Origin of the sequence: Flavobacterium sedimenticola (assembly GCF_030053345.1) — a bacterium.
GTDB lineage: Bacteria > Bacteroidota > Bacteroidia > Flavobacteriales > Flavobacteriaceae > Flavobacterium > Flavobacterium sedimenticola.
Window position 1 is genome coordinate 84,039 of sequence record NZ_JASGBP010000005.1, and the last position, 25,918, is coordinate 109,956.

Annotated in this window: 25 protein-coding genes and 1 tRNA gene; 1 reads left to right on the top strand and 25 read right to left on the bottom strand. The window is 42.4% G+C overall.

The genetic code is table 11. The features are described 5' to 3' along the window. Positions 1-3: 3 nt before the first annotated feature. The 19 genes from alc to idi all read right to left on the bottom strand — a co-directional run bounded on the left by alc (position 4) and on the right by idi (position 16,154). Complete coding sequence (gene alc / locus QHT84_RS09360) at positions 4-1,020, bottom strand: allantoicase (protein WP_283239297.1); 1,017 nt, start codon at positions 1,018-1,020, stop codon at positions 4-6. Further along, positions 1,002-2,327, bottom strand: a complete 1,326-nt coding sequence (gene allB, locus QHT84_RS09365; RefSeq protein ID WP_283239298.1) for an allantoinase AllB — start codon at positions 2,325-2,327, stop codon at positions 1,002-1,004. The genes alc and allB overlap by 19 nt, the downstream gene beginning before the upstream one ends. A 94-nt stretch (positions 2,328-2,421) precedes the next feature. After that, positions 2,422-3,426, bottom strand: a complete 1,005-nt coding sequence (gene moaA, locus QHT84_RS09370) for a GTP 3',8-cyclase MoaA (RefSeq protein WP_283239299.1) — start codon at positions 3,424-3,426, stop codon at positions 2,422-2,424. Next, positions 3,416-4,330, bottom strand: a complete 915-nt coding sequence (gene moaCB, locus QHT84_RS09375) for a bifunctional molybdenum cofactor biosynthesis protein MoaC/MoaB (RefSeq protein ID WP_283239300.1) — start codon at positions 4,328-4,330, stop codon at positions 3,416-3,418. The genes moaA and moaCB overlap by 11 nt, the downstream gene beginning before the upstream one ends. 3 nt (positions 4,331-4,333) lie before the next feature. Continuing rightward, complete coding sequence (locus QHT84_RS09380; protein WP_283239301.1) at positions 4,334-4,777, bottom strand: molybdenum cofactor biosynthesis protein MoaE; 444 nt, start codon at positions 4,775-4,777, stop codon at positions 4,334-4,336. A 3-nt stretch (positions 4,778-4,780) separates the two neighbouring features. Beyond that, a complete protein-coding gene (locus QHT84_RS09385) occupies positions 4,781-5,854 on the bottom strand; it encodes a HesA/MoeB/ThiF family protein (protein WP_283239302.1) in 1,074 nt (357 codons plus the stop codon). Positions 5,855-5,863: 9 nt separating this feature from the next. Next, a complete protein-coding gene (locus tag QHT84_RS09390) occupies positions 5,864-6,115 on the bottom strand; it encodes a MoaD/ThiS family protein (protein WP_283239303.1) in 252 nt (83 codons plus the stop codon). A 3-nt stretch (positions 6,116-6,118) separates the two neighbouring features. Then, the gene (locus QHT84_RS09395) at positions 6,119-6,862 is read right to left on the bottom strand and encodes a sulfite exporter TauE/SafE family protein (protein WP_283239304.1); all 744 of its coding nucleotides are present in this window, start codon (positions 6,860-6,862) and stop codon (positions 6,119-6,121) included. 35 nt (positions 6,863-6,897) lie between these two features. Then, on the bottom strand, positions 6,898-8,067 hold the full coding sequence (locus tag QHT84_RS09400) for a molybdopterin molybdotransferase MoeA (protein WP_283239305.1): 1,170 nt from the start codon (positions 8,065-8,067) through the stop codon (positions 6,898-6,900). Then, positions 8,064-8,975 carry an XdhC family protein gene (locus QHT84_RS09405; RefSeq protein WP_283239306.1) on the bottom strand — a complete coding sequence of 304 codons (912 nt, stop codon included), beginning with the start codon at positions 8,973-8,975 and terminating at the stop codon, positions 8,064-8,066. The genes QHT84_RS09400 and QHT84_RS09405 overlap by 4 nt, the downstream gene beginning before the upstream one ends. A gap of 10 nt (positions 8,976-8,985) precedes the next feature. After that, complete coding sequence (locus tag QHT84_RS09410; protein WP_283239307.1) at positions 8,986-11,235, bottom strand: xanthine dehydrogenase molybdopterin binding subunit; 2,250 nt, start codon at positions 11,233-11,235, stop codon at positions 8,986-8,988. Continuing rightward, positions 11,232-12,632, bottom strand: a complete 1,401-nt coding sequence (locus QHT84_RS09415; protein WP_283239308.1) for an FAD binding domain-containing protein — start codon at positions 12,630-12,632, stop codon at positions 11,232-11,234. The genes QHT84_RS09410 and QHT84_RS09415 overlap by 4 nt, the downstream gene beginning before the upstream one ends. A 6-nt stretch (positions 12,633-12,638) precedes the next feature. Beyond that, positions 12,639-13,118 (bottom strand): nucleoside deaminase, encoded by a 480-nt coding sequence (locus QHT84_RS09420; protein WP_283239309.1) that lies wholly within the window; start codon positions 13,116-13,118, stop codon positions 12,639-12,641. A 166-nt stretch (positions 13,119-13,284) separates the two neighbouring features. Beyond that, positions 13,285-13,358: transfer RNA gene (locus QHT84_RS09425), tRNA-Thr, on the bottom strand. A gap of 79 nt (positions 13,359-13,437) precedes the next feature. Beyond that, entirely contained in the window at positions 13,438-13,704 is a 267-nt protein-coding gene (locus QHT84_RS09430; protein WP_283239310.1) for a hypothetical protein, read from the bottom strand. 54 nt (positions 13,705-13,758) lie between these two features. Then, positions 13,759-14,721 (bottom strand): type I phosphomannose isomerase catalytic subunit, encoded by a 963-nt coding sequence (locus QHT84_RS09435; RefSeq protein ID WP_283239311.1) that lies wholly within the window; start codon positions 14,719-14,721, stop codon positions 13,759-13,761. 20 nt (positions 14,722-14,741) lie between these two features. Then, positions 14,742-15,191, bottom strand: a complete 450-nt coding sequence (locus tag QHT84_RS09440) for a peroxiredoxin (protein WP_283239312.1) — start codon at positions 15,189-15,191, stop codon at positions 14,742-14,744. After that, a complete protein-coding gene (locus QHT84_RS09445) occupies positions 15,191-15,601 on the bottom strand; it encodes a 6-pyruvoyl trahydropterin synthase family protein (protein ID WP_283239313.1) in 411 nt (136 codons plus the stop codon). The genes QHT84_RS09440 and QHT84_RS09445 overlap by 1 nt, the downstream gene beginning before the upstream one ends. A gap of 25 nt (positions 15,602-15,626) precedes the next feature. Beyond that, entirely contained in the window at positions 15,627-16,154 is a 528-nt protein-coding gene (gene idi / locus QHT84_RS09450) for an isopentenyl-diphosphate Delta-isomerase (protein ID WP_283239314.1), read from the bottom strand. A gap of 161 nt (positions 16,155-16,315) precedes the next feature. On the opposite strand from idi, the gene QHT84_RS09455 reads away from it, so the two are divergent. Then, positions 16,316-17,407, top strand: coding sequence for a bifunctional methionine sulfoxide reductase B/A protein (locus tag QHT84_RS09455; RefSeq protein ID WP_407649241.1), 1,092 nt, complete (start codon positions 16,316-16,318; stop codon positions 17,405-17,407). Between the two features lie 34 nt (positions 17,408-17,441). Here the strand turns inward: QHT84_RS09455 and QHT84_RS09460 are convergent, their stop codons facing one another. The 6 genes from QHT84_RS09460 to QHT84_RS09485 form a co-directional block, all read right to left on the bottom strand. Next, the gene (locus QHT84_RS09460; protein WP_283239315.1) at positions 17,442-19,022 is read right to left on the bottom strand and encodes an NADP-dependent glyceraldehyde-3-phosphate dehydrogenase; all 1,581 of its coding nucleotides are present in this window, start codon (positions 19,020-19,022) and stop codon (positions 17,442-17,444) included. Positions 19,023-19,116: 94 nt separating this feature from the next. Next, positions 19,117-21,399 carry a TonB-dependent receptor plug domain-containing protein gene (locus QHT84_RS09465; protein WP_283239316.1) on the bottom strand — a complete coding sequence of 761 codons (2,283 nt, stop codon included), beginning with the start codon at positions 21,397-21,399 and terminating at the stop codon, positions 19,117-19,119. Continuing rightward, on the bottom strand, positions 21,396-22,301 hold the full coding sequence (locus QHT84_RS09470; RefSeq protein ID WP_283239317.1) for a FecR family protein: 906 nt from the start codon (positions 22,299-22,301) through the stop codon (positions 21,396-21,398). Before QHT84_RS09470 ends, QHT84_RS09465 begins: the two co-directional genes overlap by 4 nt. An 8-nt stretch (positions 22,302-22,309) precedes the next feature. After that, positions 22,310-22,834 (bottom strand): RNA polymerase sigma factor, encoded by a 525-nt coding sequence (locus QHT84_RS09475; RefSeq protein ID WP_283239318.1) that lies wholly within the window; start codon positions 22,832-22,834, stop codon positions 22,310-22,312. A 76-nt stretch (positions 22,835-22,910) separates the two neighbouring features. Continuing rightward, entirely contained in the window at positions 22,911-24,233 is a 1,323-nt protein-coding gene (locus tag QHT84_RS09480) for a hypothetical protein (RefSeq protein WP_283239319.1), read from the bottom strand. 83 nt (positions 24,234-24,316) lie between these two features. Beyond that, a complete protein-coding gene (locus tag QHT84_RS09485) occupies positions 24,317-25,906 on the bottom strand; it encodes an NAD(P)/FAD-dependent oxidoreductase (protein WP_283239320.1) in 1,590 nt (529 codons plus the stop codon). Positions 25,907-25,918 lie beyond the last annotated feature (12 nt).

Consider the following 25,918-nt stretch of genomic DNA (forward strand, 5'->3'; position numbering starts at 1 on the left):
TGTTTATTTGTTGATTTTACCAAAAAGTCGCAAACGGCTCACGCCGCCATCGGGAAAAATAGTCAAACGAACGTGGGTAACCGCTCCGATTGCTTGCACTTCCGAACGGAATTCGTGAATGTAATCGGCGCTTAGTTTTTGTTGCGGCAATAGTGTTTTCCATTCGGCATTTGTCAAATCGTCACCCGAAGAAACACAGCCTTCAAGGGAACAACTGTCGGGATAATTGCCTTTGAAGTGGCAGGTGTCTACTATAATTCGGTTCACAATTCCTTGGTGCGCTAATTTTAAAATCACCCAATCGCGGTTGTTCGGGGTTCGGTTTCGTTTGGTTTCCCAACCGTCGCCCATATTCACACCGCGTCCCGGCATAATCAAATTGCTCATGGCGCTAAAAAACATATCATTACACGCAATCGCCTGACCGCCATTAATGGCTGCCGCCAAATCCAATTCTTGCGATGCATCGAAAGTATCCCAATTTTTAAACACCTCGCCATACACTCGGAATCGGGCTACGCCACCATCGGGATAAATGTGTAAACGCAGGTGCGTGTAAATTTCATGGCTCTCACATGCGTAAAAGTTTTGCGAACCGGCATCCAAAGGCGATTTCGGCAAGATTTCTGTCCATGCCAAACCATCCCAATCGGTAATCCCATCGGCATTTTCCAAATAAATCGCTTCAATCGAAGCATGCGGCGGATGATTCCCTAAAAAGAAATTGGTATCGATGTCAAAGCCTTTGATCTTCCCCGAAGTGGCCAACTGAATAACCGCCCAATCGTGACCCGGTGTTCTTTTGCGACGGCTTTCCCAACCGTCCATCCATTTGCCGCGATCAGTATATTTATCGGCAATAAAGACCCCGCGGGTCGGTTTGATTAAATTTTCCTTTTCGGCAAAAAAATCATCGGTCGCATACACCACTTTTCCGCCCAAACCCTCGGCGGCCAAATCGGTTAGCTGTGTAAATGCGGGGGATTCCTTGATGATTTCGGTTACTTTTGTAAAAGCCATTGTCCTTTATTTTTATTTTTTATAAATTTATTTTGATACACCGTTTCGCCGTTAACGATGGTCTCAGCCACGATGCCGCTCAAGTTTTGTCCGATATACGGACTGATTTTATATCGAAAAAAAACACCTTCTTCCCTGATGATTTCGCTGTCATTAGGATTCCAAATAACCAAATCGGCATCAAAGCCAACCGCAATAGTGCCTTTTTTCTTCGCCTTACAAAAAGCGGCAGGCTTAGCGGTAACTAACGGTATAAACTGTTCTAAAGTCAGTGTCTCTTTCATCGCTGTCCACGAACCACTCAATAAAAACTGAATTCCGGCTATGCCGCCCCAGGCCTTTTTTAAGTTACCGCTTTCCATTTCTTTGATGCTTGGCGGCGCCGGCGAATGATCGGTGGTTAGAAAATCTAAAACACCCGTTGAAAACGCCTGTTTTAATTGGTCGTTGTTGGCTTTCTCCCGAATGGGCGGCGCACATTTGTAAATACAACTCGCATCAGGTATGGATTCCGCATTGAAATAAATGTATTGCGTACAGGTTTCAGCCGTGATGGGCAAGCCTTCTTTTTTGGCGGCTTCAATTTGAGCCAACGCCTCGGCGGAAGCCACATGTACGATATGTACCGGGCAATTGTGTTCGCGGCATTTTCGAATCATTAAAGCAATGGCATCGTTTTCCCATTGTTTCGGGCGACTGGCCAAATAGTGCTGATAACTTGTTGGATTTTCATTAAAACCACAGTCGACCTCAGTATCATACAACTCACAATGCGCTAACAATGGCACCTTGTATTTTGCAATGATGGGCATGGCTTCGTCTAAATCTTTCTCGGTAACGTTGGGGAATTCGTCAATTCCGGAATGCGTTAAAAAACACTTCACGCCTACTACTCCGGCTTGCAACATCGCTTCCAAATGCGTCGCATTGCCGGGAACCAATCCGGCATAAAACCCCACGTTGATATTCATTTTACCTTGCGTGGAAGCTAATTTATCTTCAAAGGCAGCCAAGGTAGTCGTAACCGGACTCGCATTCAAAGGCATATCAATAATTGTGGTTGTTCCTCCGGCGGCGGCGGCTTGCGTGGCGGTTTCAAAACCTTCCCATTCGGTACGACCGGGTTCGTTGACGTGCACATGCACATCAATCACGCCGGGCATAATGACTAAGTCGCCAAAATCTTCAGCAGTGTCACGTTTATTGAAATGAATATTGGAAATGGTTCCGTTTTGAATATGAACGGTGGCCGGTTGTAATTTTCCGTCAACCCAAACGTTTTGACTATATAGTATTCTTTCTTGCAATGTTATAAAATTGTTTTTTTCGCATAGGCGAACCTGCAAATATAAATTTAATTAAAAAATTTACAAGTTTTATTAAAAAATATTGATTTGAAATTTAACCGCCGATGGCAATCATACTGCGGTTTTGAGAAAACAGCTCCGGATTTTGAAATTTGAGGTCGTCATCCATACCGGCACGGACTGCTTTTTTGGATTGAAGATTGTGTTGAAGTAAGGGCAAAATAGAATCTCCGTTGCGTAGGGTTGGCAACAAAGGGGTCTCGGAATTGGAGAACAAACAGTTTTTCAGTTTCCCGTCGGCCGTAAGCCGAATACGGTTACACGTACTGCAAAACGGATTGGTCACCGAACTGATAATGGCAAAACTGCCCGCATATGAAGCAATTTTGAAATTTTTAGCGGTGTCATTCGGGGCATCGGTTAAGCGCTCGATTTCGGAAAGAGCGTATTCCGTTTGAATGGTATACATGATCTCGGCATACGAAACCAATTTGGATTTATCCCAGTGATTTCCGTTGAAGGGCATGAATTCAATAAAGCGGATTTTGAGGTTTTCGGTTTTCGTTAAACGAATAAAATCGAGAATTTCATTGTCGTTAAAGTCTTTAATCAATACCACATTCAGTCGGACTTTAAATCCTTCCCGAAGCAGTAACGTCATGTTTTCCAATACGGTATCAAAATAGTTTCGCCGGGTAATTCGATTGAATTTTTCTTTCACCAGACTATCAATACTGATGTTGATGGTGTGAATCCCTGCCTCTTTGAACGTTGGGATAAAATCGGGTACCAAAATCCCATTGGTGGTAAGGGATAAATCGACGCCGAGTTGCCCCAATTTCTGAAGGATTGTTTTGGCATCTTTGCGAACCAAAGGTTCCCCGCCCGTTAGCCGAATTTTGGTGACGCCTAAACCGACAAATGTTTGGGCGATGAAAACAATCTCTTCTGCAGTCATCAAATGCGGTTTGGGTGTTAAGGCAATGCCTTCCTCGGGCATGCAGTAACTGCATCTCAAATTACAATGTTCGGTAATTGAAATGCGCAAATAGTTGTGTTCACGCCCATGAGAATCCAGCAAGTTGCCCTTATTTTCCATGATCGTATCCGTTCAGCAATTTAAACAAATGCAACACCGACGGAAACACGGCATCAATGGATTCGGAAGCACCGCCCACCGAACCGGGTAGCGCCATAATCAAAGTATCGCCTTTAAACCCAACAACGCTGCGCGACAACATAGCATAAGGTGTTCGCTCTTGTCCGTAAGCGCGAATCGCTTCTTCAATCCCCGGAATGCGTCGGTCTAATAATGGGATCACCGCTTCGGGGGTGACATCGTTATGAGACAATCCGGTACCGCCGGTTAGGACTATCAAATCGGTTTTGTGTTCAATCAGATTTTGGATATTACTTCGAATATCCGAAATCTTATCGGGGATTATATCGTATTGGGAAATAACCAATCCCAATTGCTCGAGTTTTTCGGTAATAATCTTACCCGAAGTGTCTTCTTTGGTTCCGGCCGAAACACTATCGGAACAAACAAGCACCGCTACATTCAAGTTAGGATTTTCTTTGGTGCCAAAATCGGATTTACCGCCTTTTTTATGTAATAATTTGATTGTGGCGATTTCTACGTTTTTGTCAATGGGTTTCAACATATCATACAACGTCAGTGCTACTATAGAAGCGCCGTGCATGGCTTCGACCTCAACGCCGGTTTTGTAAATGGTTTTGACACATACTTCGATTTGGATAAAATCCTCAAAACACTCGAAGTGAATACCCGTGTACTCAATCGGCATCGGGTGACAATCCGGAATGGCATTAGCCGTGTTTTTTACGGCAAATAAACCCGCGGCACGAGCCACTTCAAGCACATCGCCTTTGGGTACTTTTTTATCCAAAACCGCTTGTATTGTTGCTGCAGAACCAACTTTGACCAAAGCTTGCGCAGTGGCTGTGCGGAGTGTGGTTATTTTATGGGTAATATCGACCATAATTTAGGTATTTTTTTTCCAGACATAGGTATCGTCTTCAAAGATTTCTTTTCCGAAAATCGGGACTTTGGCTTTAATTTCCTCCACTATGAAGGTTATAGCGTCAAACACCGCTTTGCGCCTTGAAGCCGACACAAAAACAAACAAACAAATTTCACCGGCCTTGACAACACCCAAACTATGGTGAATGTGCATGCAGGTCAAATCATATCGGTCAAAAGCCACTTCCCGAATGTCGTGGAGAACATTCTCGGCCATGGCTTCATACGCCGTGTATTCGATGGCTTTTACTTCTTTTCCGTCTATGATATCGGCCCGTACTTGTCCCAAGAAAATTTGATGCGCGCCGATACTGGTTTTAGTTTGGTGTTTGGCTATCGAATTCCCGATGAATTCCGCTGCAATGGCTCCGCTATGAAAGCAGTTTTTTTTAGTTTTTTCTATCATTATTTAGTGGTCTGCATTGATTTTAAGTAAGGATTCCACCCCATTGGACAAATGAGCCACATTGGTGAAACCGTTTTGTATTAAATACTCACCGGTTAGTTTACTGCGATTGCCTTCTTGACAAAAGAGGATGATTCTTTGGTTTCGATCAATAGTCTTCAGAAAATCTTCCAACTGTGCCAAAGGCACTTTTCGAATACATTCTATGTCCAATTGCGGTTCTTCATAACGTTCTCGAATATCAATAATCAAACTGTGAGTTTGTGTGGCTTCCGCCAAAAAATCATTGGCCGAAACCGCTCCGATACCACTGTTCAGTAACTGATGGAAAACGGCTAATCCGTTTTGCATGCCAATGGTTTTTTGGGCGTCTTGTACCGAACAGTGTAAGGTCTGAGTAGCATTGTTCAACATGTTGACCAAAAGCAATGTTCCGCTCAGCACGTCACCGATTCCCAAAATTATTTTTAAGACTTCATTGGCCTGCATCACCCCCAATACGTTAGGGACAACGCCTAAAACACCGCTGTCATTACAGTTGGTTGTGAAATGGTTCTTGCGCTCCGGAAACAGGCAACGATATGTTGGTCCATTCGCATAATTAAAGACCGAAAGTTGCCCTTCAAATCGGTGAACAGCTGCATACACCATCGGAATATTTTTGACCAACGCAATATCGTTGATCAAATATCGCGTGGTATTGTCGTCGGTACAATCGACTATAATATGATAATCGGAAACAATTTCAAAAGCGTTTAATGTTGTAAAATGTATTGGATACACCTCGACATTAACCTCCGGGTTTTGCTTCGACATGACCGCTTTGGCCACAACGGCTTTATTTTTTCCAATATCGTTACCGGTAAATAAAAATTGCCGGTGCAAATTGGTTTCCTCAATTAAATCGCCATCGGCTATGCCGATATGCCCGACGCCGGCGGCTACTAAACTTTGCAAAACGGGGCAACCCAAACCACCGGCACCAACGACTAAAACCTTAGCGTTGGCTATTTTTTCCTGACCCGAAAGACCAATTTCGGGCAGTTGGATTTGTTTGTGGTATCGGTTGTTTTGCATGGTGTTGAATTATCCTCCCGAGAATGCCGGCAAGAGTGCAATTTCATCATTTTCTTTTAGTTCCATGGACAAATCGGAAACCAGTTGTTGATTGACGGCAAACAAATAATTGACCTCTCTCATATCCGGAAAAGCATCTTCGAGCGCCAATTTCAAATCATGAAGTGACGGAACATCGCCGTTGAATTCGGCTAAATCAGCTTCCATATCAACAATATCGCTGATAATCCCGTAATACCGTATCGGACATTTGATTCCCATATTTTATGTGGTGTATAATTTAAAAACAGCTATCCCCAAAACCAAGGCCAAAACATTGCGCAAGACTAGGGTATTCATTTTTTTACTTCCAAAATAACCGCCTAAGATACCGCCAACCAAAACCACGCCGATAAACGGAATAGATGATTGTGGTAAAATACCGCCTTGCGAGACAAAACCGAAAAGGCCTGAAACTGAGTTTACCAAAATAAACAAGGCCGAAACGGCTGCGGTTTGTTTTATGGTAGCCCAACCCAACAATAGCAAAACCGGACTCAAAATAATTCCGCCGCCAATACCGATTAACCCCGACAAAAACCCTATTACAGCACCGATGAATAGTGCTAACGGCAGATTTACCGGACGTTCTTGGTTTTGAATGGCACCCAATAGTCCTAACAATCGGGCTATGGCAAACAACAACACGGTTCCTAAAATAATTTTGTACCAATGGGTTTCTATGGTTATGGTTCCACCTAAAAACGAAAACGGAACCGAAATAATGGCAAAAGGATAAAACAGTTTCCAATGGAATTCTTTGGCTCGAAAATAAAAGTAAAAAGAAAGCCCCGAAACTAAGATATTTAATACCAAAGCTGTAGGTTTCATCACCGCAATCGAAAAACCAAAAATACTCATTAAGGCCAAATAACCACTGGCACCGCCGTGCCCTACACTGGCGTACAAAAAAGCTACAACGGCCAAAAGCAGAAGCAATAAGGGTAACTGAGTTATTTCGCCGCTCATCATTACGTTTAATTCTTTTGAGTAGGGTAAATATACTAAATAGTATACAGAACTACTTTATCGTTTTGATGAACTTTATATTTTCCTTCCGGTAGATAGACTAAGGCATTAGCCTGTGCAAAAGAATTCAGCATCGCCGAATCCTGGTGGGATAAAATAGTGACCTCATCATTGGAAACCAACGCTTTTAAAAACTGCGCTCTGGGATTGTCTACCGAGAAGTCATGAGTAATTGTTTTCTGTACATCCGAACCGTACCCTCCTTGGCTGCCGCAATAACGTTGTAACGTAGGCAATACATACACATAAAAACACGTGAGACTCGCCGCCGGATTGCCGGGTAGCGCCAAAATGATTTTATGATTTAGCTGTCCGGCATACAATGGCTTTCCCGGTTTTTGATTGACTTTGTAAAACAGGGTTGTTACGCCTAACTGTTCCAATGCTTTGCCCACAAAATCGTAATCGCCAACCGATATCCCGCCGGAAACCAAAACCACATCATTCTCGTTAATGGCTTGTAATAAAACAGCTTTTGTGCTCTCAAAATCGTCGGCAACCTGATAGGTATTGATGGTTTCAAAATGAGCATCCCACAAAGCCGTTTGCAACATCAGGGTGTTGCTGTTATACACTTTTCCTTCAGGCAATGCCTTCCCGGGCGCAACTAATTCATTACCCGTCACTACAATAGCAACACTTGGTTTTTGATACACTTTGACCCGGTCAACACCCAAACCGGCTAAAAAACCTACAGCCGCCGCATTGAGCAACGAGCCATCGGCTAACGCTTTTTCATTTTGAGCAATCTGTGCGCCTTTTGGTCGGACATTGGTTTCGGGTTTTATATTTTCTTGAAGTTGTAGGGTACCCTTTTCTACCGTTACTTTCTCGATTGGAATGACGGCTTGGGCTGAATTTGGGACAGCGGCGCCGGTGAAAATCTTTACCGCTTGCCCGGGTTGCAGTGCTATGTTACATACATCTCCGGCTTTGACTTCACTCACTATTTCATACGGCAACGAATTGTGTAAACACAAAGCAAATCCATCCATGGTAGCTTGTCGAAAGGGCGGCATATCGATAGGTGACACCACTGTTTCGGCCAAAACATGATAACGCGCTTCCCATAAAGAAACTTCAATTATTCGTTTAGGAAAATTGAGATTTTCAAGTATCGAAAAGGCTTCTGCAACTGTAATCATCGGTTTTGGTTTCGGATTTGTATGAGTTGAGCCGCAATGCTTATGGCGATTTCCTGTGTTGTTTCACTTTTGATATCGAGACCGATTGGTGCAAATACCTCAGCAATTTGAGCTTTGTCAAAACCATCGGCCTCGAGGTTTTGAAATAGCGTTTTAATTTTGGCCACACTACCCAGCATACCAATATATTTAAACTTTTTCCCCAACAAACGTCGAATAATAACATCATCGGTACGATATCCAAAAGACATAATTACCACGTAAACCTTCTTGCCTTCGGGAATGTATTGGTCAATCGTTTCAAAATCGATGACCTGTTTGGACTGCACAAAAGTGTTGGCATCCATCGTATTCAAGTTCTCGCGATGGTCGAGTAAATGCAATTCGAAATCCAATTTCGACAAGACTTCGCTTAGCGCCAATCCTACATGACCACCACCGATGATATACACTTTTTGCGTCAAACAATTAGCTTCGGTATAAAGCCATTGAAAACGTTCGGGTTTCTCTAAAGTAATGCCATGGTTGGAATAATTAATGGTCAACGGTTCATCCGACAATATTTTTTCGGTTACCGAAAAAAAACGCGTATCCAAATCGTAAAAAGCAATCGTTTGTTCTCCTGAACAAATCATACCCGATTGGTCTTTGGGTGCCGATTTATCGTGGATTTGATGTTTTACAAAAGGAGTAAAAGGAGGTTTACTCAGTAGGCTTTCGGCCAATTCCACCATTTTATGTTCCATAATACCGCCGCCAATGGTGCCGTACATTTGCTGTGGAGTGACCACCATTTTAAAGCCCTTTCGTCCGGGACTACTGCCATTATTGGCAACAACCACCATCAGGATTAAGCGGCTTTCCTCCTGTAATACCTGTTGGAGTTTTTTGTAAAAATCGGTAACCATAAACCCGAATTTATGATTTTTGATATAAATCCATCAACACTTTTTCGGGTGTGTAAGGTGCGTTGACCGCGAGATTTGCTTTTGGATTAAAGGCTTTCACAGCGTCACGAATCGCAAAATAGGTTCCGATACCGTACATCAACGGCGGTTCCCCTACGGCTTTCGATTTTTTGATAGCCAATTCGTGTCCTTCGGTTTCCAGATGTTTGATGTTAATCACTTTCGGCACCGAATAAATATCGGGTACTTTATACGTTGACAAGGCATTAGACACCAATCGCCCTTGCTCGTTATAGATGATTTCTTCCAGGGTCATCCAACCGATACCTTGCACCAATCCGCCTTCAATTTGACCGTTGTCGATGGTTGGATTCATACTTTTTCCAAAATCGTGTACGATATTGACACTATCTACTTCGTAGGTTCCTTTCAAACAATCGACAGTCACTTCGTGAATGGAAGTGCCGTATACATGATACGCAAACGGATGTCCTTTTTCTTTGGTTTTATCGTAATGAATGGTTGGCGTGGCATAATGTGCGTTTTCCGAAAGGGCAACACGCTGCGTAAACGCACGGAGGATTAAATCCTTCCAAGTCATTTCGGTTTTGATTTCATTGGCATACACCCACTCCTCTTTTAATTCGATGATTTGGTCGGTGTATTCTTTTTGAGCTACTGCTTTCAAACGTTCCAACAACGCATGACACGCCATCTGCAGCGCTTTCCCGTTTAAATCGGCTCCCGCACTGGCAGCGGTTGGCGACGTATTGGCGACACGCAAGGTATTGGTGGATTCGATTCGGACTTTATCGGCTTTTATACCAAAAGTTTCCACCACAATTTGCAGCATTTTGGTATTGACGCCTTGCCCCATTTCGACCGCACCGGTACTCACTACCACGCTTCCGTCGTGATAAATGTGCACCAAAGCCCGCGCATGATTCATCATGGTATTGGTAAACGAAATTCCGAAACAAATGGGTTGAATCGCTAAGCCTTTTTTGAATCGGGTATTTTTCATGTTGAATGTTTCTACTCTTTTCTTTTGTCCGGCATAATCATACTTTGTCATGCAGGTTTCCCAAGCATTGGTGGCTTCCACCAGAGTCAAAATTTGACCATAGGATAGCTCATCGCCTTCTTTGACCAAGTTGGCTTTTTGAATCTCGGCCGGACTGACACCTAACGTTTCGGCAGCTTTAACTATAGCGGCTTCAATAGCAAATTTGCCCTGCGGTCCGCCAAATCCGCGGAACGCCGTATTAGGCGGCAAATTGGTTTTACAACTGTAGGCCGTAGCCATGACATTCGGGATAAAATAGGAATTGGTCGAATGGAATAAGGTTCGCTCCATTACCGCAGGCGATAAATCGGCTGCTGCACCCGCATTTTGGTAATGGGTCACTTCATACGCTACAATTTTTAAATCTTTGGTCAACCCGATTTTAAAATCGGCGGAATACGGATGACGTTTCCCGGTCATGCGCATATCGTCCATACGATGCATCGCCATTTTTACCGGTTTTTGCAATTGTTGTGCCGCCAAAGCGACCATCACAGCCCAAGGCGTAGCTTGGTCTTCTTTCCCGCCGAAACCGCCACCCAAACGTACGGTGTCGATTTCCACTTTATGCATCGGAATATTCAAAACCTGAGCCACCATGCGTTGCACAGCGGTTGGTCCTTGGGTGGACGATGATATGATGAGGCTACCGTCTTCTTTAGGACGGGCATAAGCACCTTGTGTTTCGATGTATAAATGTTCTTGTCCGTTGACATCGCTGCGCCCTTCGATAATATGGTCGCATTGTGCCCAAGCTTCGGCCGTATTGCCGAGTTTAAAACTACGTGGCGGAATGATGAGTTTGCCTAGGGCTTGTACTTCTCTCGGATCGACTATTACGGGTAATTCTTCGTAATCCACTTGAATTAACTTGGCAGCCATCCGGCAATCGTGTTCCGATTTTCCGACAATCAAGGCAATAACTTGTCCGCGAAAATGTACCTCATCTTCGGCAAACAACGGTTCATCGGGAATAATCCCGCCAATTTGATTTAAACCGGGCACATCTTTGGCTGTGAGAATAGCGACTATCCCTTTATGATGTAATGCTTTTTCAACATCCCATTTTTTGATTTTGGCATGCGCTACTGTCGCATCAAAAGGAACTGCGTACAGCGTTCCTTGTATTTCTCGGATGTCGTCGAGGTAAATCGACTTTCCTTTTACGTGATTGTGAGCATCTATGTTAATCATATTAAATCTTCCATGGTAAAGGTTTCCGGAAATAGTGTTAAGAAATGAGCTAAAAACAACTGACGTCCCAATAATCGTTTGTAGGCTTCCGTCCCGCGGGCGTCACTGATGGGTGACAACTCGGTTTGAAGAATCGTTTCGGCCTCTTTTACCGTGGCAGTATTCAATTCTTTTCCAACCAAAAACTGAGCGGTTTCGGCTAAATATTTCGGAATAGGACCTACACCACCCATAGAAAGACGGGCTTCTGTTATAGTGTTACCGTTCGTTGCAATCGTAGCAGCCGAATTCACACTGGCAATATCCAAATATTGGCGTTTGCATACTTTCTCAAAATGGAATCGGGTACCGTGGTTTGGTACCTCGAATTCAATTTGCGAAATGATTTCGTCTGTTTTCTTATCAAAGGTCTTGTATCCTAAATAAAAGTCTTTTAGTGCTACTTGTCGGCTGTTATTGGTTTTATTAGTGAGGATTAATTGGGCTTTCATCGCCAAAAGGATAATTGTGAAATCACCTATGGGCGAACCGTTGGCAATATTCCCGGCGATGGTGGCGATATTTCGGATTGGCGTTGACGATAATAACTTCAGATAGTGGTACCAATTCGGAATGGCTTGTAACAATGTTTCATTCTCCATTAATTCGGTTACGGTTACCGAAGATTTCAGGATACAAGTATTGCCGCTGAAGGTAATACCGTTGAGTTCTTTTTTGTCAAATAAATAGTCCAAATCCATCTCGTGTAGTTGATCGTGCTTTTGGACATACAAATCGGTCCCACCGCCCACGGCAACCGCTCCGGTGGTCGCATAAGCCGTTTGAATTTGCGCTAAGCGATCCGGAATTTGCAAAAAATACTCCGGAATGAAGGCATGAGCCACCAACCATTCTAAGGGATTCTTTTGATCTTTAGTTTCTAATTTCTCTGTCAATTTTACCGCTGCTCTTTCGATTGATTTGTAACCGGTACAACGACAAATATTCCCATCGATGGCGCTGATAGCCTTTTCAACAGTGGCATCCTCGCATGTCAGCGCAAAGCCGCTCATCGAATTCACAAAGCCGGGTGTACAAAAGCCGCATTGGGTTCCCGAGCAATCGACCATCGCTTGTTGGGCTTGGTTTAATGTATCGGGCAAGTTGGTGCCTTCTACGGTTACGATGTGCTTGCCTTGGGCATTTGCTAGAGGTGTCAAACAAGAAGTCGCGCTGATGTACTCCACTTTTCCGGCTTTGAGCGAGCCGATTAGAACCGTACACGCACCGCAATCGCCCTCGCGACAACCGATTTTGGTACCACGCAGGTTTTCTTCATACCGGATAAAATCGAGCAATGTCGTACTTGCAGCCTTATTCGTTGAAATCAGCCTTTGGTTTAAGAGAAATTGAATCATACCGATTTAGTATTCTATTTTATTGATGCTCTCTGACCAGAGCTTAAAAGCTTCCAAGGCTTCATCGCGCATCATTTGCTCAGTTTGCAATTTACGATTGGTAAAAGGCAATTCCAACTCTTCATAAATGAATTGGTCATCAAATTGGATATCGGCCGCATCTTTTTTGGTGTTGGCGAAATACATTTTGTCGGGACGCGCCCAATAAATAGCCCCCAAGCACATCGGGCAAGGTTCGCAACTGGTATAAATTTCACAGCCGTCTAATTGGAAAGTGCCTAATGCTGCACAGGCATTTCGAATGGCTACTACTTCTGCATGTGCCGTCGGGTCGTTGGTAGAAGTTACACCATTGGCTCCGCGGGCAATAATTTTACCGTCTTTGACGATTACTGCACCAAAAGGCCCGCCTTTTCCCGATTTTACATTCTCGATAGACAGGTTGATAGCCTCTTGCATAAATTCACTTTGTTTTGTCGTACACATAAATTTTTGATTTAATAATTACTTTTTGGGGAGAAAAGTCTCTGCATTTCAATTCTTTGACAGCCTATAAAGATACAAATAGAAATGATTTTGCAATGCGTTTTTTGAAACATTAACGCCCATAAAAACGAAAAACCACCACTTTTCAGTGATGGTTTTCGAATTGAGCCGATAGAGGGACTCGAACCCACGACCTGCTGATTACAAATCAGCTGCTCTAGCCAGCTGAGCTACACCGGCGTCTCAATTATGACTGCAAATATATTTTTTGAATTTTAAATTCCAAAATATTTTGCTGTTTTTTTACTGCTTTTTTGAATTATAAGGCGTTGATTTTTTCAACCAATTGATTAGCAGTTTGTTCTAACTCGGCGTTAATTTGCTTGAAATGGGCCTTTTTGTTCTCCACATTTTTGGCGTTTACTTTAGTAATCAAAGCATCAAAAGAAGCGATGGCTTCATCAATGATTGCATTGCTTTGATCTGACGGTTTTCCGGTAGTGGTCATTTCATGAATGTAAACCGCTTCAATAATATCTCCTAATACAAAGTTGATGTCTTTTTTTAAATTCTTAACACTTGCCATGTTCTTATTATTTTAAAATTTCGACAAAAGTACGGCAAAACTTTAAAACCGCAACTACGAAATGTAAATTTCCAGTAACGAAGCTTGTCCGCTCAACTGAAAATCGGTCAGTGCTGCCGGCAATAGCACCGTGCTCCCTATACCGTAGCGATAGGAATCGCCATTCACATTGAGACTGAAATCGCCTTCCACACACATGAACACACAAAACGAGTCGGTTGTTTTGGTCTTGGAAAAAGTATCATTGAGCTTGATGAAATTGGTGGTAAAATAAGGACATTGTATCACTTGATTGGACACATTTTCCTGTTTTTCATACCACCGTTGGGCTTCTGTTTTCTCATAGTTTAAAGCTTCCAAAGCCAAATCCACGTGCAACTCACGGGTATTTCCGTTGGCGTCAACGCGGTCAAAATCATATACGCGATACGTAATGTCAGAAGTTTGTTGGATTTCGGCAATTACAATTCCGGCTCCGAGCGCGTGAATCGTTCCGGTGTTTAGCATAAACACGTCGCCGGGTTGCACTTTTTTGGTATCCAGAATAGCCAGAAGGGTTTTGTTGTTTAAATGCGTAAGATATTCTTCCGGAGAAGATTTTTCTTTGAAACCCACTATTAATCGGGCATTCTCATCGGCTTGCAACACATACCACATTTCGGCTTTACCAAAAGAATTGTGCCGCTTTTGAGCCAATGCATCATTAGGATGCACCTGAATGGATAAATCTTGCCGCGCATCCAAATATTTGAATAATAACGGAAATTGTTTTCCGAATTGGGCATACACTTTTGTCCCTAAAATTTCATTCGGATACTCATCGATTAATTCATTGAGTGTTTTTCCTTTAAAATGTCCGTTCGCTACCACACTAACATCATTCGCAACAGTAGAAATTTCCCAACTTTCACCGGTAATTTCAGAAGCTATGGACTTGTTCAAAAGGGTTTTCAATTTGGTTCCTCCCCAAATCCGCTCTTTCAGAATCGGCTCAAATTGTAACGGGTAAAATAGCATGCTTTGATTTTTTGACAAACTTACATTGTTTTCAGCATTTGCAGTGCTTTTTGAATGTGAATTTTCCCCGACATGCTATTGAATACCAGTTGTACGATTCCTTTTTTATCAATTACATAGGTGACTCTGCCGGGTAGTAAACCGAACAAATCATTGGGAACACCAAATAATTTTCGCAACTTCTTATCGGAATCCGACAACAAGAGGAAAGGCAAACGATATTTCGAGGCAAATTTTTGATGGGATTTCGCAGAGTCGCTGCTTACGCCGATGACTTCAGCCCCTAAGGCTTTGAAATCTTCATACTGATCGCGGAACGAACACGCTTGTACGGTACACACCCGAGTATCATCTTTAGGATAAAAATAAATGACGAGTGCTTTCCCGTCATAATGCTTACTGTCAAAAGGATTGCCGTGACTGTCAACAGCAATAAAATGAGGCAGTGTATCTCCAACTTGTAATCCCATCACGATCCTTTATAGGTGACAAAATTTCGGGGAGTTTCGTATAAAACCACTTCCAAATCTTTATCCGAATCGATATGAGGCCGCAATTTGTTCCAAATGACAACCACTATGTTTTCGGCCGTCGGATTCAAATGAGTAAATTCAGGCACATCTAAGTTGAGATTCTTGTGATCGAAAGCATTTTCGATGTGTTCCTTTATCAGATCCGATAAAATCTTTACATCGATGACATAACCGGTTTCCGAATCAATCGCGCCCGTCACCGAAACAATCAACTCGTAATTGTGTCCGTGAAAATTAGGATTGTTACACTTCCCGAAAACAGCATCGTTTTGTTCCATCGACCAGTCTTTGCGATACAATCGGTGAGCAGCGTTAAAATGGGCTTTGCGGGAAACGGTAACTCTCATTGGGTTGTAAATTATACGTTGTATATTAAAGTTTGTGCTCTTCTAAATAATGATAAAACTCATCAAAGATAATCTTGAACCAAACGGTGTAACTATCCGGATTTTGAATCATGTCTTGGCGTACGGCTTCAATACACATCCATTTCCAACTTTCCACTTCTTCCGGATTAATGTTGGGTTCATCATTGTAATATCCAATCATGACATGATCGAGTTCGTGCTCGGTCAAACCGTTGTCAAAAGGAGCCTTGTAAATAAAGTGAAACAATTCTTTCAGTTCGGTTTTAAAACCCATCTCTTCATACAATCTGCGGGTTCCGGCCTCGATGTTGGTTTCGCCTTCGCGTTGATGGCTACAACAAGTATTGGTCCACAATAAAGGAGAATGATACTTGTGGTGCGCGCGTTGTTGCAACATGATTTCGTTTTTGCTATTGAGCACAAACACCGAAAAGGCTCGGTGCAATACCGCTTTTTCGTGCGCTTCCAATTTATTCATTAACCCAATCGGTTCATCTTGTTCATTAACCAAGATTACTTTTTCTTCTGTCATAGCCTACAATAATCGTTCAAAAATACGAAAAAAAATCAGCACCTATAATTCCGCCCGTAGAACAACCGTTAAACTTTCCTTAAATCACGGCAATTTGTAATCTACCGGACATTTCGACTCGTATTTAGCTGTAAATTTGTATTGGATTTAAAACAAGTACTATGTCAAAATCTGTGATTATCTTTATCGTTTTATGGCCGCTTTTCATGTTACAGGCGTGCGGTCAAAACAATCCTAATAACACCAAAACTTCTGCTATGGAAAATGTGATTTCAAAACCGGAAAACCCGTATTATTCGAATACCGATACAACCAAATTGGTTTTAACCGATGAACAATGGCGCCAAGTATTGTCGGCCGATTTGTATGCGGTAGCACGACAAGCCGATACCGAAAGAGCATTTACCGGAACCATGTGGAAAAACGAAACCAAAGGCACTTATTACTGCGCCGCATGCGGATTGAAACTTTTTAAATCGGATCAAAAGTTTGTGAGCAGCTGCGGATGGCCGAGCTTTTTTGAACAAGACAATAAGAAAAGTATATGGTTCAAAGACGATTACTCCTATGGGATGCATCGCATAGAAGCCCTTTGCGGACGATGTGACAGCCACTTAGGTCATTTATTTGATGACGGTCCGGCGCCCACCGGCAAAAGATATTGTATGAACGCTATTTCGTTAGATTTTGTACCCGATGCTGCGGCATCAAAAGGCAATACCGATACTATTGTACTTGGTGGTGGCTGCTATTGGTGTGTGGAAGCCGTATACGAACAATTGGATGGTGTGGAAAAAGTCGTTTCGGGTTTCTCGGGCGGCACCGTAATCAACCCAAGTTATGAAGAAGTGTGTACCGGAACCACCGGCGCGGCGGAAGTAGTGGAAATTACGTATGACAAATCGAAAACCAACTTGGATGAAATTTTTAAAGTATTCTTTACGGTTCACGACCCGACCACTTTAAACCGTCAAGGCGCTGATGTCGGCACGCAATACCGTTCGGTCATTTTTTATAAAAACGAGGAACAAAAGAAAGCCGCGCAAAGCGTCATAGCCGAGTTGAACAAAGAAGTATACAACAACCGAATCGTGACTACTTTGGAACCCTTTCAAGCTTTTTACAAAGCCAAGGATTACCACCAAAATTACTATCAAAACAACCAAAAGCAACCGTATTGCCAATTGGTCATCCAACCGAAATTAGAGAAATTTGAAAAAGTTTTTAAAAACCGATTGAAAAAGAATAATTGACAAAAAAAGCCTCTCGATGGAGAGCCTTTTTAATTTATAAAATGTAATCGGTATTGATAAAATTCGACTCTTTGCTATTGAGCAATTCCTGCAAAATAGCATTGTTGTAGGCATTGTCTTTAGACGCTACAAAAGTCCGAATGGAAAACGAACGCAAGGCATCGTGGATGCTCAACGTAGCCACCGCCGAGTCTTTTCTTCCCGTAAACGGATACACATCGGGGCCGCGCTGGCAAGCGCTGTTCAAATTTACACGACAAACTAAATTGACCAGGGTATCAATTAACGGCGCAATGGTTTTGATGTCTTGCCCAAACAAACTCACCTGTTGTCCGTAATTGGATTCGGCCATATCATTCAAGGGTTCCTGAATATCTCTAAAAGTTAGAATCGGAATCACCGGACCGAATTGCTCTTCGTGATAGACGCGCATGGTTTTATTCACCGGAAACAAAACCGCCGGAAATATATAATTTTCGGTTCGCTCACCGCCTTTGGCATTGAGGATGTCAGCGCCTTTTTGTAGAGCATCATCGATTAATTCCCGAATGTAAGCGGGTTTTTCTTTTTCGGGTAACGGCGTTAAAGCCACGCCTTTTTCCCACGGATTTCCAAACGGCAACGCATCTACTTTGGCTGCAAATCGCCGATTGAACTCGCTCGCAATCGATTCGTGCACATACAAAACTTTTAAAGCCGTACAACGCTGACCGTTAAACGATAACGTTCCGGTAATGCACTCTTGTATGGCCAAATCCAAATCGGCGTCGGGTAAAATAATCGCCGGATTTTTGGCTTCTAATCCTAACACCAATCGCAATCGGTTTTTATTGGGATGCAAATCCTGTAACGCTATGGCCGATTTACTGTTGCCTATCAACGCTAAAATATCAATCTTTCCCGATTGCATAATCGGAGCTGCCACGTCGCGACCTCGACCGTACACAATATTGATGACGCCTTTCGGGAAACTGGTTTGAAAGGCTTTCAGCAACGGAGAAATCAACAGCACTCCATGCTTAGCCGGTTTGAAAATAACGGTATTGCCCATTATGATGGCCGGAATCAATAACGCAAACGTTTCGTTCAACGGATAATTATACGGTCCCAAACACAGCACTACACCCAGCGGTCCGCGACGCACCATGGCGTTTACACCCTGACTTTTGGTAAAACGTGCGCTGTCGCGGTCTAATTGTTTGTAATCTTCAATGGTATCGTAGATGTATTCAACGGTTCGGTCGAATTCTTTTTCCGAATCGACCAACGATTTCCCAATTTCCCACATCAGGTATTTGACTACTTCGCTGCGTGTCGCTTTCATTTGGGTGACAAAATTCTCCATACACTTGATTCGGTCACCTACTTTCATCGTTGGCCACAAGCCTTGTCCGTTATGATAAGCCGCCACAGCCGCAGCTACAACTTCTCGAGCTTCGGTTTCACCCATGGCGGGAATAGAACCTAACAGGGTTGGTGCATACGATTCGGTAGCGGAAATGGTAGAAAAAACTTCGGTAATCGGCCCGGTCCATTTTTTAAGTACACCATCAACTAAGTAGGTATCTTGATGCACTAACGTATCGATTTGAAATTCGGTTGGTATCGCCTTCATAAAAATGATTTTTTATAAAATTACGCTTTTGCCGAAAACCACCGACCATGGCTCAGATAAAGAAATTAACTAAAACGATGTAACTGAAAACTTTTTAAAAAGAAACTCTGAAAAATACATTCGGCATGATGCCCAAGGAATAAAATTCGCGTTCCGCATAGCGCGGATTGGAAAAATCGGACAAGTTAGCGTATTGTCGCTCCAACTCTTTACTGATGAGAACATTGCGATTGTAAAGATTGTAAACCGAAACCCCAATTTTAAAATGAGTGCCTTTTACCGTTTGAAGTTGATAAACCGCCGAAACATCCAAACGATGGTAGTCGGGTAATCGCTTGGCATTGTACGCCGAAATTTCTCCGTTGCCATCAATCGAACTGAACGGTTTTCCGCTGTGCCAAAACCAACCGGCGGTAAACAAAAAGCGGCTCCATTTTTTATTGAAAGCCAAGGTAAAATGATGTTTGATATCGGCATTGGAAGAAAAATACGCTCCGTTGTTTAAGGTTTGAAAACGGTTTTGTGAATCTTGATAGGTATATGTAATCCAAGTACGCCAAGTGGCAGCGCTTTTCTGCAACAGCACATCAACACCTTTCGTAAAACCTTTCCCACGGTGGATGTTGTTGTCATTCTGACCCAAAAATCCCAACGTAAACGACGTAATTCCGGTAATATTTTTATAATAGGCATCAATATCCAACAACCAATTGTTTTTCTTGAAAATAAATCCACTGCTGAACTGATTGGACTTCTGAACCGGATATTCCGAGTTATCGGAAAGTACCCAAACATAATTCTCTAAACTCAAATCGTTTGCAGCATCTTCGCGAACCTGACTTAACACTTGACTTCTGCGCTCATAAGAAGCTTGCCAAATCAGCGGCTCAGCGATGTTCTTTTGCAATAAAAACCGCGGTTCAAAACTCGAAACGTTCATTTGACTGTAAAAATTGTAACGCAAGCCCGGTTGAAAATGCCAACTGCCTTTGTTTTTCTTGTATTGAACAAAACCGGCATGTGTAATGTTGTACAAGTGTTTCAAACTCAAAACAATGCCCAAATCCTGATTGTAACTATTGAATAAATGTGAAATGTCGTTTCCGAAAACCTGATAGCCGAATTCCAATTCTGATGCATTAGCCATTTGATAGGCAAAATTCATTTCGACACCCGAATCTACTACCCTATTGAGTTTTTTAAAGGCTTCAAATTTATGGGTTTGATACGCTTGTTTTTTGAGATAATCAAAACTGTACAACGAATAGAAAATATTGGTTTTCTGAGTCAATTTCGGACTGTATTTCTGAATCCAATGCACACTGAAACCGTAATTCTCAATGGTCATTTTTTGGTTGCTGATGCTATCCGTTTCAATGACATTTTGATAATCCAAATTGTTTTGGATAACCAAACCCGATACGGAAATCAAGGTTTTATCGCTGGGTTTAAAGTTGAGTTTGGCCGAATAATCGTGAAACCTGAATTGGTTATCACTACCGAAATCACTGAAATTGGTGTTTTGAAAAACTTTATCCTCCAACTGTGTAAAAGTAGGTGATTGCCACCACTCGGTGATTGATTTTCGTCCGGAAAGTTGCAATCCCAGTTTCTCTTTTACCAAGGGTATTTGCACATATGCATCTGCGTTGAGCGCATTGATTCCGGCGTTGGTTTTTACTTTGTCCGCAACGGCAGCTGTCGATTGAATGTCGATAATCCCCGAAACCCGTTCACCAAACTTCGAACTGACTCCTTTGTTGTAGTAATACACTGTTTGCTCAATATTGGGATTGATACTCGAAATCATGCCAAATAAATGTCCGGGATGGTACAACCGAATCCCATCCATCAAAATCAAATTTTGATCGGCTGTTCCGCCACGAATATACAAACCAGTAGCGGTTTCATTCGGACTTTTCACCCCCGGCAATTGCTGCAACGATTGCAAAATATCAGCATCAGTTATACCGGGAAGTGTTTGTACTTTTTGAGGAGAAATAACATAATACGGATTAGTTTTGCGAATACCTTTGGCTAAAAACTCTTCGACTAAGACTTCTTTCAACGGAATGATTTCCCGTGTCTCCGATTGATTAATCGAATAAAAGCGTTCGTTGATTTGAATCACTTCCAGGGTGGATTGTTGCTCAATTTCGGTATTGATTTCGGCTAAAGTATAGTGTTTTTTAACCAAGGTAACTCGGTGGGAAACCACCAGTGAATCGATATAGGAATATTTAACCGCAAATGCTTTCTCGATATCGGAAAGCACTTGAGTAAGAGGCGTGTCGGTATAATTAAAAGACTCTTTTTTTTGTGACCACGACCATGACATCCAGCACAAAAAGAAGCCCAAAATCATTATTTTTTTCATTCCGAAATAATAATTTTCCCGCTACCGGTTTTACTGAATTTTAAATGCAATGGCAAACAAATGGTTTGCAATGCCACCGTTGGCTCTTTGTGGGTAAAAGTACCCGTAAATTTAATGCTCTCTATGCTTTTCGGGTATTCGACGGTAACGTTATACTGTTTTTTGAATTGGGCGATAACATAACGCATCGGTACCTTTTTAAAAGTGGACTCCCCTGAAATCCACGATGGTTTCGCATCAGAGACTTCGGCCCAATTTTCCGTGGTCCCATTGTAAAACCGCACGCTTTCACCCGGCGTCAGAATGGTGGATTTATTTTTCTGCGTCACTTTTACCTTGCCTTCATAGCATTTCACTTCAAAGAAATCATCAAAAGACATAACATTGAATTTGGTTCCCAAAACGAGTACTTTACCCAACGAAGTTTCAACGGTAAACGGACTGCCTTTTTCGACTTCAAAAAAAGCTTCTCCTTGGAGTTGTATAGTTCTTTGGTACGCAAAAAGATTACCATACGTTAACGTCGACTTGGCATTTAACAACACTTTAGAATGATCGGTCAGGGTGATTGCCTTGGTTTGACCAAAATCGGTGGTAATATTATTTTGAGCCATCAAAAAGTGATACAATCCGAAGCAAAGCAGTACAGTTGCGGCAATTGAGACGTAGCGCCAAAGCGGAAATACTTTGGGTTGTGGTTGCTTTTTGTTGGCCAGTTTTTGTCGGATGGCATTAAAATTTTGCTCCAAATCGGGCTGCTTTATTTCCAATCCGTCGAGGGTGTTTTTTATTTTTTGATAGGCTTCAAAATCTTCCGACGAAACCAATTCTTTTAATTGCGCATCGGTGATTTTATGGGCTAACCAATCGGATAAATAGGTTTCATTTTGCGCTTTCATCATACTTAATTTCAAACGTTTTTCACTACTTTTCTCAAAGACAACAAAGCCAAATGCATGCGCTTTTCCACCGCTTTTACCGACAAATCTAAAGCGGCGGCGATTTCGGTATACGATTGATTGTCAAATCGGTTCATTAAAAATACAGTTCTTTGCTTTTCAGGCAATTCATTGATGGCTTTTTCCAATTGCGTTTTCAATTCGATTTCTTCCATCAAAAAATCAGGGGACTCTTGATGTGCCGTTTTGGGTTGAAATTGCAATTCAAAATGGTTCACTACCTTGCTGTGCTTGATTTTATTTAAAGATAATCGAATGGCCGTAGTATATAAAAAGCTTTTGGCTTGTTCCGGCTTCAGGAGGCTGCAATTCTCCCAAAGTTTGACAAAAGCACTTTGCGCCACATCTTCGGCATTTTCGATATCACCTCTGAATTGGTAGACCAAAAAGTTGCGCAACACTTTAAAATTAGTGTCAAACACCGAGCGAAATACCGCTTCGGAACACAGTTTATCTTTCTGACTTTCTTCGTTCATAGCTTAAATTACAGACACAACCTTAGTAGTAAGGTTGTGTCGTAACATTCATTTTTCCCAATTTTTATGCTAACTTTTAATTACAATTGTTGTTAATGGCGGCTTCAAAAGCGGCTTGGCTAGCTACAATTACAGTTATCGGCCCCGTAGCGGTATTGAAAGTTACCGTCAACGGATATACAAAAGCCGGAATGTTGGACTGTGCCGGAAAATAATATTGCAAAATATCGCCGTTGCTATTAGCCGTTACCAAAGCACCCTGAAATTGTATTTGTACCGGAAAAGCAATATTGAAACAAGTTCCTAATAGCGTTCCGAAATTATCGGAAGTGGGATTACAATTGGGAGTAGTCCATTGTTGCGTGGCATTACAATCAAAGTTGGTTCCAATTCTGACTACGAAATAATCTGCTGGCGCTGCCACAGTCTGGTAATTCGGAATGGTTACCGGTAAACTCGATAACGGGTAAGAACCCACCAATACGCCTGCAGAATTGTAAACATAAAATTCGTTTGAGGTGGTATTGGCATAATCAAAATCGATGGTTAACGGATAGGTACCGTTTGCATTACAAGTTCCCGGAGTAGCTGTTACATTGGTGATGTTGCATACCGGAGCACAAGGCACCAAATCGTTTTGAGTATAACCGTCACACTCCGCCAAGCACATGTTAGAATACTCCACAACGCCATTAGGGGTTTGCACGCAAACCGGATTGTAATCGGCCGTACAAATACAAGAAGTTGTGTTGCCGTCACATTCGTCATATAATTCGAATAATTCATACAAGTCGTTAACCACAATCACTTCGTTATTCTGAGTCACACTGATAGGAAACACAATGTCTACCAATGCACCGTTAATTAACAAAGATTCTAATTCAGCTTGGGTATTCACCTCTATAGTTACGCCATTATCATTGACTACCGAAATAGGAAATACGATTTGTAAACAGCTAAATTGTAACACATCATCATTTATCGGACTGAATCCGCAATCTTCAATCAAAGCATAAAATTCGGCTTCATTATCAATCGTGGTAATGGCTCCTTCCTGCTGCACCTGGAAAGGGAAAGCTATACCAACAATAAATAAAGTTTCGGTTTCAGCCGTTAATATATCTAACAAGCCTTGATACGTTGCTACGGTAATCACCGTTCCGTCGTTATAGGATAAGGTTATCGGATAAACAAACTGAAAACACAAGAATTGATCTTGAGTGACATTGGCATTTCTGTCGTTGATGTTATTGGCTTTCTTAATTTCGTTTAAAGTGGTTCGCAACGCGATACTTTTGGAAGTCACAATTTCGCTTTCCACCGGATCGTTATCGGAACAAGAATAGAAACCTGCTACCGAAACGATTAATAACAAGAGTAAAATTTTAAACTTTTTCATTTTATTTTTGATTTAGTGTTTTAAGATTAGACAACGCAAATGGTCACCACCCTACTTTTTTTAAAATAAAAATGAAAATTACTTTATTTTGAGAGACTTTCGGCAATTTTAAGGGCACATTTTTCGCCGTCGATGGCTGCCGAAATGATACCACCCGCAAAACCGGCACCTTCTCCACAAGGATACAACCCTTTGATTTGCAAATGTTCTAGGGTTTCATGGTCACGCGGAATTCGCACCGGTGATGACGTTCGGCTTTCGGGCGCATGCAGAATCGCCTCATTAGTCATATACCCACGCATCGATTTCCCGAACTGCACAAAACCTTCGCGCATGATTTGGGTTAAAAAACCGGGAAACACCTGACCCAATTCTACCGAAGTAGTTCCGGGTACATAAGACGTTTTAGGAATGGAAGAAGAAACTTTATTTTGAGTAAAATCGACCATCCGTTGTGCCGGAACTTTTTGCGTTTGCTTCGCCAGTTCGCTTGCGCTCGAGCCACCTGCCAAATGCCATGCTTTTTGTTCGATGGCTTTTTGGAATTCCATTCCGGCCAGCGCTCCGAATCGGGCAAAAGGCTTAAAATCTTCTAATTTTAATTCGACTACTATGCCGGAATTAGCAGTAGCTTGATCGCGTTTGGAAGGCGACCAACCGTTGGTGACTACTTCGCCCGGACTCGTCGCACAAGGCGCAATCACACCACCCGGACACATACAAAACGAGTACATGCCGCGACCGTTGACTTGCTTCACTATGGAATACGGTGCCGGCGGCAAATACGCGCCTCTGAAATCGCAGCTGTATTGAATTTTATCAATCAACGCCTGCGGATGTTCGGCGCGAACGCCCAAGGCAAATGGCTTGGCTTCGATTAGGATTTTTTTTCGGTCTAACAATTCAAAAATATCCCGAGCAGAATGTCCGGTGGCTAAAATGACTTTGTTGGCCGAAATCGTATCCCCGTTTTGGGTGACAACGCCTTGTATTTCATTGCTTTTAATAAGGAAATCACTTACCCGGGTTTCAAACAAGACTTGTCCGCCGCATTCGATAATTTTTTCTCGAATATCCTGAATAATCTGCGGTAATTTATTGGTCCCGATGTGCGGATGTGCTTCGACCAAAATATCGGGCGTAGCGCCGAAAGCCACTAACAATCGTAAAATTCGGTCCACATCGCCACGCTTTTTAGAACGTGTGTAGAGTTTGCCGTCAGAATAAGTCCCGGCACCGCCTTCTCCGAAGCAATAGTTGGAATCTTCGTTTACAATGTGATCGCGGTTGATGGCTTTTAAATCGCGTCGGCGACCGCGAACGTCTTTTCCTCTTTCAATGACAATCGGTTTTAAACCCAATTCAATCAATTGTAATGCAGCGAACAATCCGGCCGGGCCGGCGCCTACTACAATCACTTCTTGCGCATTGCTGACGTTAGGATAATCGGGTAATTCGATGGCAGATTCCGAATAGGGTTCTCCTTTCAGAAATACATTCGCCTTAATATTGAATTTAATCGCTTTTTGACGCGCATCAATAGAGCGTTTAAGTACAACCACTTTTTGAATTTCGCTGACGGCTACCTGAAACAATTTGGCCACATGCTCTTGGAGCAAGAGTTCGTTGTGGGCGGTTTCGGGTGTGACTTGTATCAGTAATTCGCGTGGCATGATTTAATTTTC